This is a genomic window from Rhodococcus sp. CH91 (genome assembly GCF_022554085.1).
GTDB lineage: Bacteria > Actinomycetota > Actinomycetes > Mycobacteriales > Mycobacteriaceae > Rhodococcus.
Window position 1 is genome coordinate 342,253 of sequence record NZ_JAKFYR010000001.1, and the last position, 16,360, is coordinate 358,612.

Here is a 16,360-nt window from a genome sequence, read left to right on the forward strand (position 1 = left end):
CCTTCGCCGTCTTCGTGTGTGTGCGTAACCGATACGACCGTTACGCGTCCGCACCGATGATGAACGCCTCGAGCTGAGCGCGCGCGTCGTCGTCGGCCATCTGGACCGGCGGGGACTTCATCAGGTATGCGGAAGCCGGGAGGATCGGGCCGCCGATGCCGCGGTCCTTGGCGATCTTCGCCGCACGGATGGCGTCGATGATGATGCCGGCCGAGTTCGGGGAGTCCCAGACCTCGAGCTTGTACTCCAGGTTGAGCGGTGCATCGCCGAAGGCGCGACCCTCGAGGCGGACGTACGCCCACTTGCGGTCGTCGAGCCACTGCACGTAGTCGGAGGGGCCGATGTGCACATCGCGGTCGTGGACCTTGCCGGCGAGGGGCCCGGTGAGGTTCGACGTGACCGCCTGGGTCTTCGAGACCTTCTTCGACTCGAGACGCTCCCGCTCGAGCATGTTCTTGAAGTCCATGTTGCCGCCGACGTTGAGCTGGTACGTACGGTCGAGCACGACACCGCGGTCCTCGAAGAGCTTCGCCATCACGCGGTGGGTGATGGTGGCGCCGACCTGCGACTTGATGTCGTCGCCGACGATCGGAACACCGGCATCGGCGAACTTCTGTGCCCACTCGGGGTCGGAGGCGATGAAGACGGGAAGGGCGTTGACGAAGGCGACGCCCGCGTCGATGGCGCACTGCGCGTAGAACTTGTCCGCCTCTTCGGAGCCGACGGGCAGGTAGGAGACGAGAACGTCGACCTCGGCGTCCTTGAGGGCCTGGACGACGTCGACGGGCTCGGCGTCGGAGACCTCGATGGTCTCGGAGTAGTACTTGCCGATGCCGTCGAGCGTGTGACCGCGCTGGACGGGCACGCCGAGGGGCGGCACGTCGGCGATCTTGATCGTGTTGTTCTCGCTTGCGAGGATCGCCTCGGACAGGTCGAAGCCGACCTTCTTGGCGTCCACGTCGAAGGCGGCGACGAACTTGACGTCGCGCACGTGGTAGGGACCGAATTCGACGTGCATCAAGCCGGGAACGGTGGTCGCGGCGTCCGCATCCTTGTAGTACTCGACGCCCTGGACCAGGGAAGAGGCACAGTTCCCCACGCCCACAATGGCCACGCGCACCGCGGTGCTGTTCTCACCCATGGTCGGGTTCTCCTTCTTTGTTGCGTGCTGCTGACGACTGCTCGGCGGCGATCAGTTCGTTGAGCCAGCGCACTTCGCGTTCACTGGACTCGAGGCCGAGCTGGTGGAGCTGACGGGTGTAACGATCGAGAGTGCCGCTGGCCCGTCCGATCGCATCGCGGAGCGCTTCCCTGCGCTCCTCGACCTGGCGGCGCCTGCCTTCGAGAATTCGCATCCGCGCTTCGGCGGGAGTGCGACCGAAGAAGGCGAGGTGCACGCCGAATCCGTCATCGGTGTAGTTCTGCGGCCCCGTGTCGGCGACCAGCTCGGTGAAGCGTTCTCGACCCTTCGGTGTGAGCTGGTACACGCGGCGAGCACGACGCTTCACGGGACCGGGAGCTCCCGAATCCTCTTCGATGAGCCCATCCGCCTGCATTCTCCGCAGGGTCGGATAGAGCGACCCGTAGGAGAAGGCGCGGAATGCACCGAGAAGCCCGGTGAGACGCTTGCGCAGCTCATAGCCGTGCATGGGCGATTCGAGGAGGAGCCCGAGTATCGCCAGTTCCAGCACGGGTCACCTCCTGTGTCCGTTCGAACCAACCGACTGATACGACGCGCAACTATATCGCGCCGATATATACGACGATACGCTGCACGCGATATATGTCACGCGGGGTACGGGGTGGATATCTTCTCGTACGACCCCTCGGGTCACTTCCGTGTGGGTCAGTGGGCCACTCCACGCCCCTGCCGCAGTCGCCCGCACGTACTCTGGAGCCGTGCGAATTCAGCGGCAGGTGGTGGACTACGCGTTGCAGCGGCGCTCGCTGCTCGCCGAGGTCTACTCGGGGCGGCGCGGAGTCAGCGAGGTCTGTGACGCGAGCCCCTACCTGCTGCGGGCGGCGAAATTCCACGGACGGGGCAGCGACGTCGTGTGCCCCATCTGCCGGAAGGAACAGTTGACCCTCGTCTCGTGGGTCTTCGGAGACAAGCTGGGCCCGGTGTCCGGGTCGGCGCGCACTCCCGAGGAGCTGGTGCGCCTGGCCGCCAGCCAGGAGGAATTCTCGGTCCACGTGGTCGAGGTGTGCCGTACCTGCAGCTGGAACCACCTGGTCCAGTCGTACGTCCTGGGATCGCAACCTGCCCCGAAGAGCCCGCGTCGCCGGTCGACGGGATCGAGCCGTCGTACCGCCAGCGAGTGAACGGGCACCTGCGACGTGACCGTACGCTTTCCCGTGGAGTTCGCTCCTGCGTCCGACCCGCACGACCTGATCGTCGCGTCGACGGCTGCTCACGTCGTCGAACGGCAGCCCTTGCACGGGTGTCGATCGATTGCAGTGGAGCAGTGTCGAGGCCGCGGCGTGATGCGTCGCGAGAACAGTTGGAGATGAGTACGTGAGTTCCCCCGACAACGAACCAGAGGACAACAAGGCCGTCCCGCCCCACCGCAACGGGCCCGCGGGTCCGCCGCCGGTGCAGCGCCCCGCCCCTCCCGCAGGCCCGGGACAGCAGCGTCCTGCACCGGGACCGATGCAGGGTCGTCCGCTGCCACCGCAACCGCGACCGCAGGGTCAGCCGGGGGGCCAGGGACAACCGGGAATGCCGGGTGGGCCGGCCGGCCAGCAGCCGCGCCCCGGCAACCGGCCGCCGTTTCCGCCTCAGGCTCCCGGTCAGGGGCCGCGTCCGCCGCAGGGCCGTCCGCCGCAACCCTTTCCTCCGCGTGGGCCGATGCCCGCTCCGGGCGTGAACCCACCGCCCGCTCCGGGCGTGAACCCACCGCCCGCTCCGGGCGCGAACCCACGGGGTATGAACCCGCCCCGGAATCCGAACCAGCCGGTTCCGCCTCAGCGTCCCGGCACGTTGCCCCCCGGTGTGGTTCCCCCGGTCCAGCGCTCTCCGCAGTCGGAGCCGACGGTCGCGATGCGCCCGGGATCCGACGCCCCGGCCACGAGCCGTGTCGCCGCCGGCCCACCCGCGGGCGGGCCGCCCACCGTCCCGCCCGGAGGCGGTGCCGGCGGTGGCGGAAAGGGCGGTGGCGCCGGTGGTGGAAGGAACGGCGGCAAGAGCACCCGCTGGCGCGCGATCCGGCGGATCGGTTACGGCGTGGTCGCCGCAGGCATCCTCGTTCCCGTCCTCGCGTTCATGCTGGCGTACATCGTGCAGGACGTGCCGCGTCCCGGTGAGCTGCAGACGAACCAGGCCGCGACCATCTACAACTCCGACGGTCAGGGCGTCATCACCAAGGTGATCCCTCCCGAGGGCAATCGCTCCGAGGTCGAACTCGACGCGATCCCCGAGCATGTCCGCAACGCTGTGCTTGCCGCCGAGGACCGCGACTTCTACAGCAACCCGGGCTTCTCGGTCACCGGCTTCGCGCGTGCTGCCCGCGACAACATCCTCGGCCGCGACAGCGCCGGCGGCGGATCCACCATCACCCAGCAGTACGTGAAGGTCGCAGTGGTCGGTTCCGAGCGGACCTTGACCCGAAAGCTCAAGGAACTGGTGCTGTCGACCAAGATGGCGAACCAGTGGGCCAAGGACGACATCCTCGCGGCCTATCTCAACACCATCTACTTCGGCCGGGGCGCCTACGGCATCGCGGCGGCGTCGAACGCGTACTTCGGCAAGCCCGTCGGTGAGCTCACCGTAGAGGAAGGTGCCGTGCTCGCGTCGTCGATCCAGCTCCCGTCGCTGCTCGATCCGGAGCAGAATCCCGAGGGTGCGCAGGCGCGGTGGAACTACGTGCTCGACGGCATGGTCACCGCGGGCACGCTCGACGCCGCCCAGCGGTCGGGGATGCAGTACCCGGCCTACGTGCCGCTCGCGGAACTCGACAACGGCGACCAGTCGACCGGTCCGGAAGGACTGATCAAGAACCAGGTGCTCGCCGAGCTGTCGCGCGAGGGCATCGACGAGAACCTCCTCAATACCGCGGGTCTCCAGATCACCACGACGATCGACGCGCAGGCCCAGCAGTCGGCGCTCGAGGCGGTGCGCGACAACCTCGAGGGTGAACCCGAGGAACTGCGCACCGCGCTGGTCTCCGTCGATCCGCGATCCGGAGCGATCCGCGCCTATTACGGCGGTGAGAGCGGTGTCGGCTACGACTTCGCGCAGTCCGGCCTGCAGACGGGATCGTCGTTCAAGGTCTTCGGTCTCGCAGCGAACCTCGACCAGGGAGTTCCCCTGTCGAAGACCTACGACAGCGGGCCGCTCACCGTCAACGGCATCAAGATCGGCAACGTGGAGGGCGAGTCGTGCGGTCAGTGCACGATCGCCGAGGCTCTCAAGCGGTCGCTGAACACGAGCTTCTACCGGATGATGCTCGAGATGGACAACGGTCCGCAGGCCATCGCCGACATGGCGCATCGCCTCGGTGTCGCGAAGGAGCTGCCGGGCATCGGGGAGACGCTCACCGAACCGGGTGGTGCCGGACCGAACTACGGCATCGTCCTCGGCCAGTACCAGTCGCGCGTCCTCGACATGGCGTCGGCGTACGCCACGCTCGCGGCCTCGGGCCGGTACCACGAACCCTATTTCGTGCAGAAGGTCGTCACGTCCGACGGCGAGGTGCTGCTCGACCGCGGTACTCCTTCCGGTGAACAGGTGGTCGACGCGGCCGTCGCCGACAACACCACCTCCGCGATGACCCCGATCGCCGCGTACTCGAACGGGCACGCGCTCGCCGGCAGCCGCCCGTCGGCAGCGAAGACCGGTACCGCCCAGCTCGGCGACACCGGTTCGAACAAGGACGCGTGGATGGTCGGCTACACGCCGTCGCTGTCGACCGCGGTGTGGATCGGTACCGAGGAAGGCCTCCCCCTCGAGAACAGCTGGGGCGGGATGATCTACGGATCGGGGCTTCCCTCGGACATCTGGAAGGACACGATGGACGGCGCTCTCCAGGGCACCGAGGTCGAGTCGTTCCCGAAGCCGGCGCCGATCGCGGGCGTCTCCGGTGTGCCCGCATGGACCGCGACGACGACGGCCCCGCCCGCCCGGGAGGAGACCACCACCTCGCGGCCCGTGCCCAGCCTGCCGGAAGTCCCCGAGATCACCACTCAGAACGTGGAGATCTTCCCCGGCGTGACGATTCCTGTTCCGGGAGTCGCGCCTCAGACGACCACCCAGAGCGTGCCCACCCGGCCCGGAACGGGCGGCGGGCAGAACGAGGAACAGGACGGGACGCTCGACACCGAGACCGGTGGTGACGAATCGGACGAGGGATCGTCTCCGCAGAATCGGATCCCCGGTCTCGAGAGCCCGGCAGTGCCCGGAGCGCAGCGCGCCGATCCTCAGGACGCGCTCGAGTACGCCCCCGCGGGGTAGCCTCGCCGCGTGAGCGACGACCGGGAAACCGACGCCCGGCCGGTGGTGTCCGCAGCACCGCCGGCCGAGGATCGTCGTTCCCTGGACTGGCGCGACACCCCAGGGCGCACCGACCCGATGGTGTCGCGGTTGAGCACGGTGATCGGCGGTCCGGTAGGCCGCCACGCGGTGCTCGGCCGCACCCGTTTCTTCACTCCCCTGCGAGCGATGCTGCTGCTCGCGGTCGTCTTCCTCGCCTTCGGCTGGTTCACCAAGGCCGCATGCATCCAGCAGGGGCCGGTCGGGCCCGCCGGCGAGCTCGGCCTGGACTGGAGCGGCAACCGCCAGTACGTGGCGCTGTGTTATTCCGACATCGTTCCGCTCTACGGCGCGGAACGGCTCTCGGAGGGAGCCTTCCCGTACCGGACGTCCTGGGAGGAACCCGGCCCGGACGGGCAGATGCAGACCCGCTACATGGAATATCCGGTGCTCGCGGGCCTCTATCAGTACGGCTCGATGCGTATCGCGAAGGCGTGGGATGCCACACCGTGGCTGCCCGGAGGTCTCCAGGTGGCGATCTACTTCTCCGTCGTCGCGGTGGGTCTCGGGTTCGCATGGCTCGTCACGGTGTGGGCCACCGCGATGTCGGCGGGCCGGAGGATCTGGGACGCCGCTCTCGTCGCGGCGTCACCACTGGTCGTGGTCCACGCCTTCACGAATTTCGATGCTCTGGCCACGGCGTTCGCCGCCGGGGGCCTGCTCGCGTGGGCCAGACGGAGACCCGTCCTGGCGGGTGTGCTGTTCGGTCTCGGCGCGGCCACGAAGTTGTACCCGCTGTTGTTGCTGGGCCCTCTGCTGGTGTTGTGTCTGCGCACCGGCCGGCTGGGCGCGTTCGGCCGGACCGCCGGTGCCGCGGCGGCCGCGTGGCTGGTCGTGAATCTGCCGATCATGGTGCTCTATCCCCAGGGGTGGGCGGAGTTCTTCCGGCTCAACTCCGATCGTGGAGCGGATCCGGATTCGATCTACAACGTGCTGCGTTCGTTCCTGGGCTGGCCGGATTGGTCGGCCTCCACCTTCAACGTCGTCTCGCTGGTGTTGTTCGCCGTAGCGTGCGTGGCGATCGGGTGGATCGGGCTCACCGCCCCCCGGCGTCCGCGCCTGGCGCAGTTGTGTTTCCTCCTGGTCGCGGCATTCCTGCTCACCAACAAGGTGTGGAGTCCGCAGTACTCGCTGTGGCTGGTGCCGCTCGCCGTGCTGGCCGTGCCTCATCGTCGCGCGCTGCTCGCCTGGATGACGATCGACGCACTGGTGTGGGTTCCGCGCATGTACTACTACCTCGGCCCCGATCAGAAAGGGCTGCCCGAACAGTGGTTCACCGCCACGGTCTTCCTGCGTGACGTCGCTGTGGTGGCGTTGTGTGCGGTGGTGCTGTGGCAGATCCGGAATCCGGTCAAGGATCCCGTCCGCTACGGCTTCGTCGACGATCCCGTGGGAGGGGTACTCGACCAGGCGCCCGACCGTCCGCCGCGGTGGCTCCCCGACAGAGTGCGGCCCGCCCACCAACGGGAGACGAGTGGACAATCATCCGAACGGTGGATTCCGGAGGGGACGCCGTCGCCCTAGGCTCGCAGGTGAGAACCGAGGGGGGAGTATGGCGAGCGGCGGGTCGGGATTCGGGGCCGGGGCGGACGTCACCACGTCGCACTTCACGACATGCGAATCGGCTTGGACGGTGGCTGCCGGCGACGCCACCGCGATCCCCCGATTGCTGCGCGATCTGCACCCCCCGGTCGTCGCCTACTGCCGTGCCCGGGCACGGGCGGCCGGAGCGACGTTCGCAGACGCCGACCGTCTCGCCCTCGATGCCTGTCGCGCCGTCCTCGCCGAGCTCGCTGCGCCCTCGGGTGCCGACCGGCCGTTCCTGCGTCTGGCCTACACCGTGGTCGCCGACGCCACGGACACCGAGTTCGTGCTCACCCGGGCGAACCGCCTGACCCGGCTCCAGCAGGAGATTCTCATCCTCCGCACGATCGTGGGGCTCGATCCGAGGCAGACCGCAGTGGCTCTGGCGGTCGCGCCGGGACGGGTCGCGCTCGAACAACACGCCGCGCTGACGTCCTTGCGAGCGGCCTGAATCCCGCTGCGGGCATCGCGATCCTGGTCGCCTGGCCGGTCCCGCCCGATCAGATCCGAAGGGCGGTGAACGGCGCGACCGGAATATTGCGCACGACGAACCACACCACCGTCAGGGTCAGCACGAGGTGCGGGGTCCACCGGTATCGCGTCCATCGCAGCATCGGGGTGTCCCGCAGCCGGTTCACCGTCCACAGCCCGAAGACCAGGGCCAGGACGAGCAGAGCGACGAGTCCCAGGGCGTTGTAGTGCAGCGCCGCCGGCAGGTCCGAGTGGAGAAGCGAATACAGCATTCTCGACGAACCGCAACCGGGACAGAGGATTCCGAACATCGAATAGGTCGGACAGGGTGGAATGACCCCGCCCGGCGTGGTCGGGTCCGCCCACGCCACCGTCGCGCACACCGCGATCGCGCCCACGGCGACCGCCATGGGAGCTGCGAGGGCACGCCTCGTTCTCATCGTGCGAGGCGCTTTCCGAGCCGATCGCGTACCTGCGGCCACTCGTCGTCGGTGAGGGAGAACAGAGCCGTGGTCCGCCAGCTGCCGTCCCGGCGCCTGCGGTGCTTACGGAGCAGACCTTCTTCGGTGGCGCCGAGCCGGCGCAGCGACTCGCGGGAACGGGTGTTGCGCTCGTCGACGTGCCACGTGACGCGTACGACGCCGAGATCGTCGAAGGAGCGTTGCAGCAGAAGGAGTTTCGATTCGCTGTTCACATGGGTGCGCTGCACTCGTGTCGACAGCCAGGTGTAGCCGAGGACGAGTGTCCGGTGGGTGGGTTCGAGCGAGTAGTACGACGTCGAACCCACGACCGTGCCGGTGGTCCTGTCGATGATCGCGTAGGCCAGGCGCCCGGGATCGACCGCGGCCGCGCGGACGAATGCGCGTGCGCCGGCGAGATCGCGGATCTCGGTGGACGCCCACGGGAAGATGGTGTCCGGATCGTCCGCCGCATCGAGCAGCCCGGCCGCGTGCGACTCGTCGAGAGGTTCGAGTCGGACACGTGCACCGTCGAGGACGGGATGCTCAGCCCATCGCCCGTTCATCGCACTCCTCCCGTGGCGGTCGGCCGTCGATCGTCGTCCGGTCGTTTCCGGTGCTGCCGGGGGTCCCGCCGTGGTACGCGCGGGAAGACGAAGAACAGCACGAGCAGCAGGACCGCGCGGCCCCACACACCGAAGTGGACGAGCACGAGCGGCAGGGTCATGCCGGTCTCGCCGACGGTCGCGGTGAACCATCGGAAGATTCCGATTCCGATGGACAGATCTGCGAGCAGATATGCGGCGACGAGGCTCCACGGCACACGGAGGAGGACGAACAGCGGTAGCAGCCACAGGGTGTACTGCGGTGAGTGCACTTTGTGGAAGAGCAGGAATCCGCACAGCATGGCGGCGCTCGTGCCGAGCCACGGGTAGGTGCCGTCGCGGAGATACAGGCGCCATCCGAGCCACAGGGCGAGGGCGAAGGACACAGCGACGAGCGCCGGTGACAGCTGGGAGACCAGGTCGTTGTATTGGGGGGTGTTCTCGTATTCGCTGTAACCGCCGAGCAGCGGTCGCAGACCCCAGTACCAGATCGAGTTGCTTGTTCCGTCCGACTCGCGGTGCTGCTGGAAAGTGAAGGAGGCACGCCAGCCCTCGTAGCCGAGAACCATGAAGGGCAGATTGATCGCCAGGACCGTCCCGGCCGCGGTGCCGGCCACGGCGAGGGCCCCGCGGACGTCCCGCTTCCGGTCGGGAGAGGAACCACCGGTGAAGACGTACGCGATCAGCGGCAGGACGAAGATCCCCGGATAGAGCTTGAGGCAGAAGCCCACACCCAGCAGTGCCGCTGCGAGTACCGCGCGAGTACGCAACGACCAGCGTTCGATCCCCATCACCGCGACGGCGGCGACGGTGACCGCGACGACCGGAAGTTCCCAGTTGAGGAAGGCGTAGAGGACCAGTGGCGGGGTGGCCGACCACGCCAGTGCCGCCCATCCCGCCAACCGGCCGAGCAGCCACGCCGTGATCAGGCCGAAGGGAGCGAGCAGGAGCGCCGACTGCAGGAGGAATTGCGCGTCGGTATGTGCCCCGATCGCGCCGATCCACATGAGGACCCCGCTGAGCACCGGATACTCCACCGTGCCCCCGGTCAGCACTCCCGAATCGGTGATTCCGCCGTCGACGAAGGGAAACAGATGGACGTTGATGCCACGGCCGATCCACAACTGCTGGATGTCGGAATAGCAGACGTTCGCATCCTTGACCGCCTCGAATCGCACCGTGCGGCCCTCGGCGTCGAACGGTGCTCCGGCACAACGGGCCTTGTTGAGATAGCCGAGCCACATCGTCACCGCGCACGTCAGGACGACGACGAGCGAGACGGTCCTGGAGCTCGTGCGCATGTCCTCACCCTAGGGCAATGCCCCGTGCGCGAAGGATGCGATTTCGCTGGTCGCACGGCCGTCGTGTACCCTTCATGGGTTGCTGACGCAACGACCCTCCTGTCACGGACCGTCCGTGACCGTTCACAGTCCATAGGAGGTGATGAGGTCTTATGCGTCATTACGAATTGATGATCATCCTGGACCCCAGCCTGGACGAGCGCACCGTCGCTCCCTCGCTGGAGACGTTCCTCAACGTTATTCGCCAGGAAGGCGGCAAGGTCGACAAGGTCGACGTGTGGGGTAAGCGTCGTCTCGCGTACGAGATCGCCAAGAACAGCGAAGGCATCTACGCGGTGATCGACATCAGCGCGACGCCCGCCGCCGTTGCGGAGCTGGATCGCCAGCTCGGTCTGAACGAGTCGGTGCTCCGCACCAAGGTTCTGCGCCACGGCAAGTGAGCCTGTCGGCGCCGGGCCGTAGGCTCTGGCGCATCAGGACTCCACACACTGCAGGAGGAACCACATGGCAGGCGACACCGTCATCACCGTGGTCGGCAATCTGACCGCCGACCCCGAGCTGCGTTTCACCCCCGCGGGTGCCGCGGTTGCGAACTTCACCGTCGCATCCACGCCCCGCGTGTTCGACCGTCAGTCCAACGAATGGAAGGACGGCGAGGCTCTGTTCCTCCGCTGCAACATCTGGCGTGAGGCAGCGGAGAACGTGGCCGAGAGCTTGACCCGCGGCTCGCGCGTGATCGTGCAGGGCAGGCTCAAGCAGCGCAGCTACGAAACGCGTGAAGGCGAGAAGCGCACTGTCGTGGAGCTCGAGGTCGACGAGATCGGCCCCTCGCTCCGCTACGCCACGGCCAAGGTCACCAAGGCCGGCCGCGGTGGTGGCGGAGGCGGCTTCGGTGGTTCCTCCGGTGGATCGGGCGGTGGCCGTCCCACCGCGAACGTCGGCGGAGACGACCCGTGGGGCGACGCCCCGCAGGCCGGCTCGTTCGGCGGCTCCGGGGACGACGAGCCTCCGTTCTGATCGGACCTCGATCGAACTTCCTCGAATTACGGAGAAAGACCATGCCTAAGTCGCCAGCGCGCGAGAAGGTTTTGAAGAAGAAGGTCTGCACCTTCTGCAAAGAAAAGAACGTGCAGATCGATTACAAGGACACGACGCTGCTGCGCAAGTACGTCAGCGATCGCGGCAAGATCCGCGCTCGTCGTGTCACCGGCAACTGCGTGCAGCACCAGCGCGATGTCGCTGTCGCTGTGAAGAACTCTCGTGAGGTGGCTCTGCTCCCTTACGTCTCGACGACTCGCTGAGGAAAGGGAGGGACACGATGAAGCTCATCCTTACTGCTGACGTGGACAACCTCGGTGCGCCTGGCGACACCGTTGAGGTCAAGGACGGCTACGGCCGCAACTACCTGCTGCCTCGCGGCCTGGCGATCGTCGCCACCCGCGGTGCCCAGAAGCAGGTCGAGGGCATCCGCCGTGCTCAGGAGGCCCGCGCCGTGCGTGGCCTCGAGCACGCCCAGGAGCTCAAGGCCGCCATCGAGGGTCTCGAGGACGTCTCGCTGACGGTCAAGACCTCGGGCGACTCGGGCAAGCTGTTCGGCTCGGTCACCGCTGCCGATGTCGCCGGTGCTCTCAAGGCTGCCGGTGGCCCGGTGGTCGACAAGCGCATCGTCGAGCTGCCCAAGGCTCACATCAAGGCGACCGGTAAGCACCAGATCGTCGTGAAGCTGCACCCGGATGTCACCGCGAAGTTCACGCTGAACGTCGTGGCTGCCTGATTCCGGCCCCGAGGAGCCCCGCGCCTGCCCGGCGTGGGGCTCCTCGTCGTATGTGCACAGCCTGTGGATAAAGCCGGGGGTAAACCACACCGTTGTGACTCGCCTGAATGTCGTTCGGGGAACGAAAGGGTGAACACGCCCGGGCCGACAACACGCCGAAATTCTTTTCCTCCACAGCTGTGAACAGCGATTTTTCGGCTCCTACCTGCGGAGATCGGATATGTGAGATGTGTTGTCCCCAGGTTGTCCACATCCGGTGCACAAGGGTGGCCTCCCCTTTCCACAATTCATCCCCAGCTGTGTGCACAACCCGAGTTGTGGACGGTCATCCCGATCCCTAACGTCGGGCGCACGACTCCACCCAGGATGTCGGTAGGGGCGAGTACAACCGGACACGAACCCGGATACCGATACCGGGAGTGCGTGCAGTTATCCGCCGGTCCGTGACGGGTCGAGCGGGGACATGTGGAGGAAGGGCAGGCACTGCAGTGGCCGTCGTCGACGATCGTGGCAATCCCGACTATCCGGGACCTCCCGAGGAGCCGGGTGGGGATTTCGGTCGGCAACCCCCGCAGGATCTCGTGGCCGAGCAGTCCGTGCTCGGCGGCATGCTGCTGAGCAAGGACGCCATCGCGGACGTCCTCGAGGTGCTCCGCCCCGGCGACTTCTACCGTCCTGCACACCAGGTGGTGTACGACGCGATCCTCGATCTCTACAGCCGCGGCGAACCGGCCGACCCCGTCACGGTGTCGGCCGAACTCGATCGGCGCGGAGAACTCAAACGCCTCGGCGGTGCGGCCTATCTCGTCACCCTCACCCAGACGGTTCCCACCGCCGCCAATGCCGGCTACTACGCCGAGATCGTCGCGGAGAAGGCCATCCTGCGCCGGCTCGTCGAGGCCGGTACCCGCATCGTCCAGTACGGCTACGCAGGTGCCGAGGGACAGGACGTCGCCGAGGTCGTCGACCGGGCCCAGGCCGAGGTCTTCGAGGTCGCCGAGAGGCGCACCACCGAGGACTTCGTCCCCCTCGAGGAACTCCTGCAGCCCACGATGGACGAGATCGACTCCATCGCCAGCCGTGGCGGTATCTCGCTGGGCGTGCCCACCGGCTTCGCCGAACTCGACGAGCTCACCAACGGTCTCCACGCCGGCCAGATGATCATCGTGGCGGCACGGCCCGGTGTCGGTAAGGCCCTCGCACTCGACACTCCCCTGCCCACTCCTACCGGCTGGACCACGATGGGCGAGGTCCGGGTGGGCGACGAACTCCTCGGCGCCGACGGCCGTCCCACTCGTGTCCTCGCTGCCACCGAGGTCATGCACGACCGTCCGTGTTTCGACGTCGTGTTCTCCGACGGCACCGTGATCGTCGCGGACGAACAGCATCAGTGGCGCACCGGCGACGGCACGATCCGCACCACCGGCGAACTCTTCGCCACCGCCGAGGCCGAGCACGTCGTGACGAATGCCGAAGCCCTCTCGCTCCCGGCCGCAGAAGTGCCCGTCTCCCCCTTCACGCTCGGAGCGTGGCTCGGGGGGCCGTCGTCGGATCCCGAACTGCACATGCGTGTCGACGGGGAGGGCGGCTTCACCGGTGCCCTCGTGGCTCTCGGGGCTCACATTCCCGCCGAGTACCAGCGAGCGTCCGAACAGCAACGCCGCGAACTGCTCGCGGGCCTGCTCGACGCCGGCGGAGACATCGCCGACGACGGCACGATCCGGTTCACCGCATCGTCCGTACAGCTGGCCGACGACGTCGCCGAACTCCTCGCCGGCCTCGGTTACGTGCCGCTCGTGAGCGGTTGCGAGATCTCGTTCACCACCGTCGACGACGTCTTCGTCCTGCCCAGCAAGGCTGTGCGGCACAAGGAGTGCCGGGTCGAGGCGCCGCGCGAACGTCGTATCGTGGCGGTCCGCCCGGTGCCATCGGTCCCGGTGCGGTGTGTCGAGGTCGACGGCGAGCACATGTATCTGGCGGGTCGCGCGATGGTGCCCACCCACAACTCCACGCTCAGCATGGATTTCATGCGTTCGTGCTCCATCAAGCACGGCATGGCCTCGGTGATCTTCTCTCTCGAGATGGGCAAGACCGAGATCGTCATGCGCCTGCTGTCCGCCGAGGCGAAGATCAAGCTCGGCGACATGCGTTCCGGTCGTATGACGGACGACGACTGGACGCGGCTCGCCCGCCGTATGAGCGAGATCAGCGAGGCGCCGCTGTTCATCGACGACTCGCCGAACCTCACGATGATGGAGATTCGCGCAAAAGCTCGGCGGCTCAAGCAGAAGCACGACATCCGCCTCATCGTCGTCGACTACCTGCAGCTGATGACCTCCGGAAAGAAGGTCGAGTCGCGCCAGCAGGAGGTGTCCGAATTCTCGCGTAGCCTCAAGCTTCTCGCGAAGGAGCTCGAGGTTCCGGTCGTGGCCGTGTGTCAGCTCAACCGTGGTCCGGAGCAGCGCACCGACAAGAGACCGATGGTCTCCGATCTGCGTGAGTCGGGATCGCTCGAGCAGGACGCCGACATGGTGATCCTGCTGCACCGCCCCGACGCCTTCGAGCGCGACGATCCCCGTGGCGGCGAGGCCGACCTCATCGTCGGCAAGCACCGCAACGGGCCGACGGCGACGATCACCGTGGCGCATCAGCTGCACCTGTCGCGGTTCGTGGACATGGCCCGGGGCTGACAACCACTGCCGTGTCGGCATGTTCGACCACTGCCGTGTCGGCATATTCACTACTGCCGTGTCGGCGTGCCGTCGTCTTCCCGGCGGGTGGAGGATTTCCTGATCGACTGCGGAAGTCGGCGGCCGGGTGTGTACTGGACGCGAGGAGTTGCCGCGGCGGGTTCGTGCCTCCGCCGCGACATGCTTCGACGTAGATCGGTGTCCCGGGTCCCGCCACGACACTTTCGGATCCCGGGAATGTCCTCGAAGCCTCCTGCCGCACAAGACGGTCCGTGAAGGGAGGTGAGATCCGTGGGTGGAGAAGCATCCGAACTCACCGAACCCGACGAAGAGCGGGCGAACCGGCGCGACTGGCTGGCACTGGTCGTTCTGGCCGCGGGGCTGTCGCTGATCGTCGTCGACGGCACCATCGTCAACGTCTCCCTGCCGGTCATCATCGACGATCTGAATCTCGATCTCACGGACGCGCAGTGGATCAACAGTATTTATTCGATCGTGTTCGCTGCTCTCCTCCTTGCGGCGGGGCGGACCGCGGACCGGGTGGGCCGCCGGTTGCTGTTCGTCGTCGGCATCGGGATCTTCCTCGCGGGCAGTCTCATGGCCGCGAGTTCGGACAGTTCCACCGCCTTGATCCTCGCCCGCGTCGTGCAGGGTTTCGGCGGTGCGCTCGTGCTGCCGTGCACGTTGTCGACCGTCAACGCAGTCTTCCGCGGCCGCGACCGCGCGATCGCCTTCGGTGTGTGGGGTGCGGTGATCTCGGGCATGGCCGCCGTCGGCCCGCTCCTCGGGGGCTGGCTCACGACGTACTTCACATGGCGGTGGATCTTCCTGGTCAACATTCCTATCGCGGCCGTCGTCGTGATCGGTGCACTGCTGATCGTTCCCGAGACCAAGGCCAGGGTCGATACGCCGGGACTGGACATCGTCGGTGTGCTGTTGAGCATGATCGGGTTCGGAGCCTTGATCTTCGCGCTCATCGAGGGCCAGACCATCGGGTGGTGGACGCCCGTCGCGGAATTGAGGTTGCCGGGCTTCACGTGGTCGGAGGACGCGCCGGTCTCCGCCACACCGGTCTTCGCAGCGATCGGTCTCCTCGCACTCGCGATGTTCGTGGTGTGGGAGCGCAGGCGGGCGCGGGTGGGACGGTCGGCGATCCTGGATCTGACCCTGTTCCGTTTCCGTACCTTCAGCTGGGGCAATTTCACCGCGATGACGGTCGCCATCGGTGAATTCGGAATTCTGCTGGTGCTGCCCCTCTTCCTCGTCAACGCCTACGGTCTGAGCACCCTCGGCTCCGGTTACGTCCTCGCAGTGATGGCGGCGGGCGCGTTCGTGTCCGGTGCTGCGGCCCGGCAGGTGACTGCGGCCTTCGGGGCACCGCGCACGGTGCTGATCGGGCTGGCCCTCGAAGTGGTCGGTGTGCTGGCCTTCGCCTTCTATCTCGGTACGTCGTCGGCGACGTGGGTCCTGGCACTGCTGCTGGCGGTCTACGGTGCCGGTCTGGGCCTGGCTTCGGCACAGCTCACGGGGACCGTTCTCGTCGATATTCCCCCGGCGGAATCCGGGCAGGGATCTGCCACCCAGAGCACCTCACGACAACTCGGCGCAGCGCTCGGAACGGCGTTGCTGGGCACCGTATTGTCACTGGGTCTCGCCCACAATCTGCCCGACGAACTCGACTCGGTGAATCTTCCTCCGCAGGAGGCAACGGCACTCGTCGACTCCACTCGTGATTCGGCAGGCAGCACCATCCCCCGCATCCGGGACGAAGGGGATCACGGTTCGCTCGGGCCGGCCGGCCCCCAGACCGCCGAGGGACTGGCGGAGGGGTTCGCCGACGCCACCCGGTGGTCGCTCTTCGTCGCGGCGGCCTTCCTCACTGCGGGTCTGGTGACCGCCACGCAGTTGCAGCCCCGCGAGCCGGGCTAGGAGAAGGCAGCGACTGCTCCC

General features: G+C 67.2%; 15 protein-coding genes. 10 read left to right on the plus strand and 5 right to left on the minus strand.

The window, feature by feature from the left end; translation table 11 throughout:
• Window positions 1-40 precede the first annotated feature (40 nt).
• Complete coding sequence (locus MOM01_RS01595; RefSeq protein WP_241383633.1) at window positions 41-1,141, minus strand: inositol-3-phosphate synthase; 1,101 nt, start codon at window positions 1,139-1,141, stop codon at window positions 41-43.
• Window positions 1,134-1,691: a PadR family transcriptional regulator gene (locus MOM01_RS01600; protein ID WP_241383634.1), complete on the minus strand. Its 558-nt coding sequence runs from the start codon at window positions 1,689-1,691 to the stop codon at window positions 1,134-1,136. Before MOM01_RS01600 ends, MOM01_RS01595 begins: the two co-directional genes overlap by 8 nt.
• A 208-nt stretch (window positions 1,692-1,899) precedes the next feature.
• On the opposite strand from MOM01_RS01600, the gene MOM01_RS01605 reads away from it, so the two are divergent.
• The 4 genes from MOM01_RS01605 to MOM01_RS01625 all read left to right on the plus strand — a co-directional run bounded on the left by MOM01_RS01605 (window position 1,900) and on the right by MOM01_RS01625 (window position 7,562).
• On the plus strand, window positions 1,900-2,322 hold the full coding sequence (locus MOM01_RS01605; protein ID WP_213933015.1) for a DUF5318 domain-containing protein: 423 nt from the start codon (window positions 1,900-1,902) through the stop codon (window positions 2,320-2,322).
• A 718-nt stretch (window positions 2,323-3,040) separates the two neighbouring features.
• The gene (locus MOM01_RS01615) at window positions 3,041-5,449 is read left to right on the plus strand and encodes a transglycosylase domain-containing protein (protein ID WP_241384030.1); all 2,409 of its coding nucleotides are present in this window, start codon (window positions 3,041-3,043) and stop codon (window positions 5,447-5,449) included.
• Between the two features lie 9 nt (window positions 5,450-5,458).
• Complete coding sequence (locus MOM01_RS01620) at window positions 5,459-7,051, plus strand: glycosyltransferase family 87 protein (protein WP_241383635.1); 1,593 nt, start codon at window positions 5,459-5,461, stop codon at window positions 7,049-7,051.
• Between the two features lie 109 nt (window positions 7,052-7,160).
• Window positions 7,161-7,562, plus strand: a complete 402-nt coding sequence (locus MOM01_RS01625; protein WP_241383636.1) for an RNA polymerase subunit sigma-24 — start codon at window positions 7,161-7,163, stop codon at window positions 7,560-7,562.
• Window positions 7,563-7,611: 49 nt separating this feature from the next.
• Here MOM01_RS01625 and MOM01_RS01630 read toward each other — a convergent pair whose 3' ends face one another.
• The 3 genes from MOM01_RS01630 to MOM01_RS01640 are packed head-to-tail and all read right to left on the minus strand — an operon-like array spanning window position 7,612 to window position 9,946.
• On the minus strand, window positions 7,612-7,992 hold the full coding sequence (locus MOM01_RS01630) for a DUF2752 domain-containing protein (protein ID WP_374112252.1): 381 nt from the start codon (window positions 7,990-7,992) through the stop codon (window positions 7,612-7,614).
• A 26-nt stretch (window positions 7,993-8,018) separates the two neighbouring features.
• Window positions 8,019-8,606, minus strand: a complete 588-nt coding sequence (locus MOM01_RS01635) for a GNAT family N-acetyltransferase (RefSeq protein WP_241383638.1) — start codon at window positions 8,604-8,606, stop codon at window positions 8,019-8,021.
• Complete coding sequence (locus MOM01_RS01640; protein WP_241383639.1) at window positions 8,603-9,946, minus strand: glycosyltransferase 87 family protein; 1,344 nt, start codon at window positions 9,944-9,946, stop codon at window positions 8,603-8,605. Before MOM01_RS01640 ends, MOM01_RS01635 begins: the two co-directional genes overlap by 4 nt.
• Before the next feature lie 152 nt (window positions 9,947-10,098).
• Here MOM01_RS01640 and rpsF point away from each other — a divergent pair, with 152 nt between their 5' ends.
• The 6 genes from rpsF to MOM01_RS01670 all read left to right on the plus strand — a co-directional run bounded on the left by rpsF (window position 10,099) and on the right by MOM01_RS01670 (window position 16,339).
• Window positions 10,099-10,386, plus strand: a complete 288-nt coding sequence (gene rpsF / locus MOM01_RS01645) for a 30S ribosomal protein S6 (protein ID WP_006550802.1) — start codon at window positions 10,099-10,101, stop codon at window positions 10,384-10,386.
• Between the two features lie 64 nt (window positions 10,387-10,450).
• Window positions 10,451-10,963: a single-stranded DNA-binding protein gene (locus MOM01_RS01650; RefSeq protein ID WP_241383640.1), complete on the plus strand. Its 513-nt coding sequence runs from the start codon at window positions 10,451-10,453 to the stop codon at window positions 10,961-10,963.
• A 41-nt stretch (window positions 10,964-11,004) separates the two neighbouring features.
• Complete coding sequence (gene rpsR, locus MOM01_RS01655) at window positions 11,005-11,247, plus strand: 30S ribosomal protein S18 (RefSeq protein WP_006550800.1); 243 nt, start codon at window positions 11,005-11,007, stop codon at window positions 11,245-11,247.
• Between the two features lie 17 nt (window positions 11,248-11,264).
• Window positions 11,265-11,720 (plus strand): 50S ribosomal protein L9, encoded by a 456-nt coding sequence (gene rplI, locus MOM01_RS01660; RefSeq protein WP_241383641.1) that lies wholly within the window; start codon window positions 11,265-11,267, stop codon window positions 11,718-11,720.
• A 488-nt stretch (window positions 11,721-12,208) separates the two neighbouring features.
• Window positions 12,209-14,410, plus strand: coding sequence for a replicative DNA helicase (dnaB, locus tag MOM01_RS01665; protein WP_241383642.1), 2,202 nt, complete (start codon window positions 12,209-12,211; stop codon window positions 14,408-14,410).
• A 291-nt stretch (window positions 14,411-14,701) separates the two neighbouring features.
• Window positions 14,702-16,339, plus strand: a complete 1,638-nt coding sequence (locus tag MOM01_RS01670; protein ID WP_241383643.1) for a DHA2 family efflux MFS transporter permease subunit — start codon at window positions 14,702-14,704, stop codon at window positions 16,337-16,339.
• Window positions 16,340-16,360 lie beyond the last annotated feature (21 nt).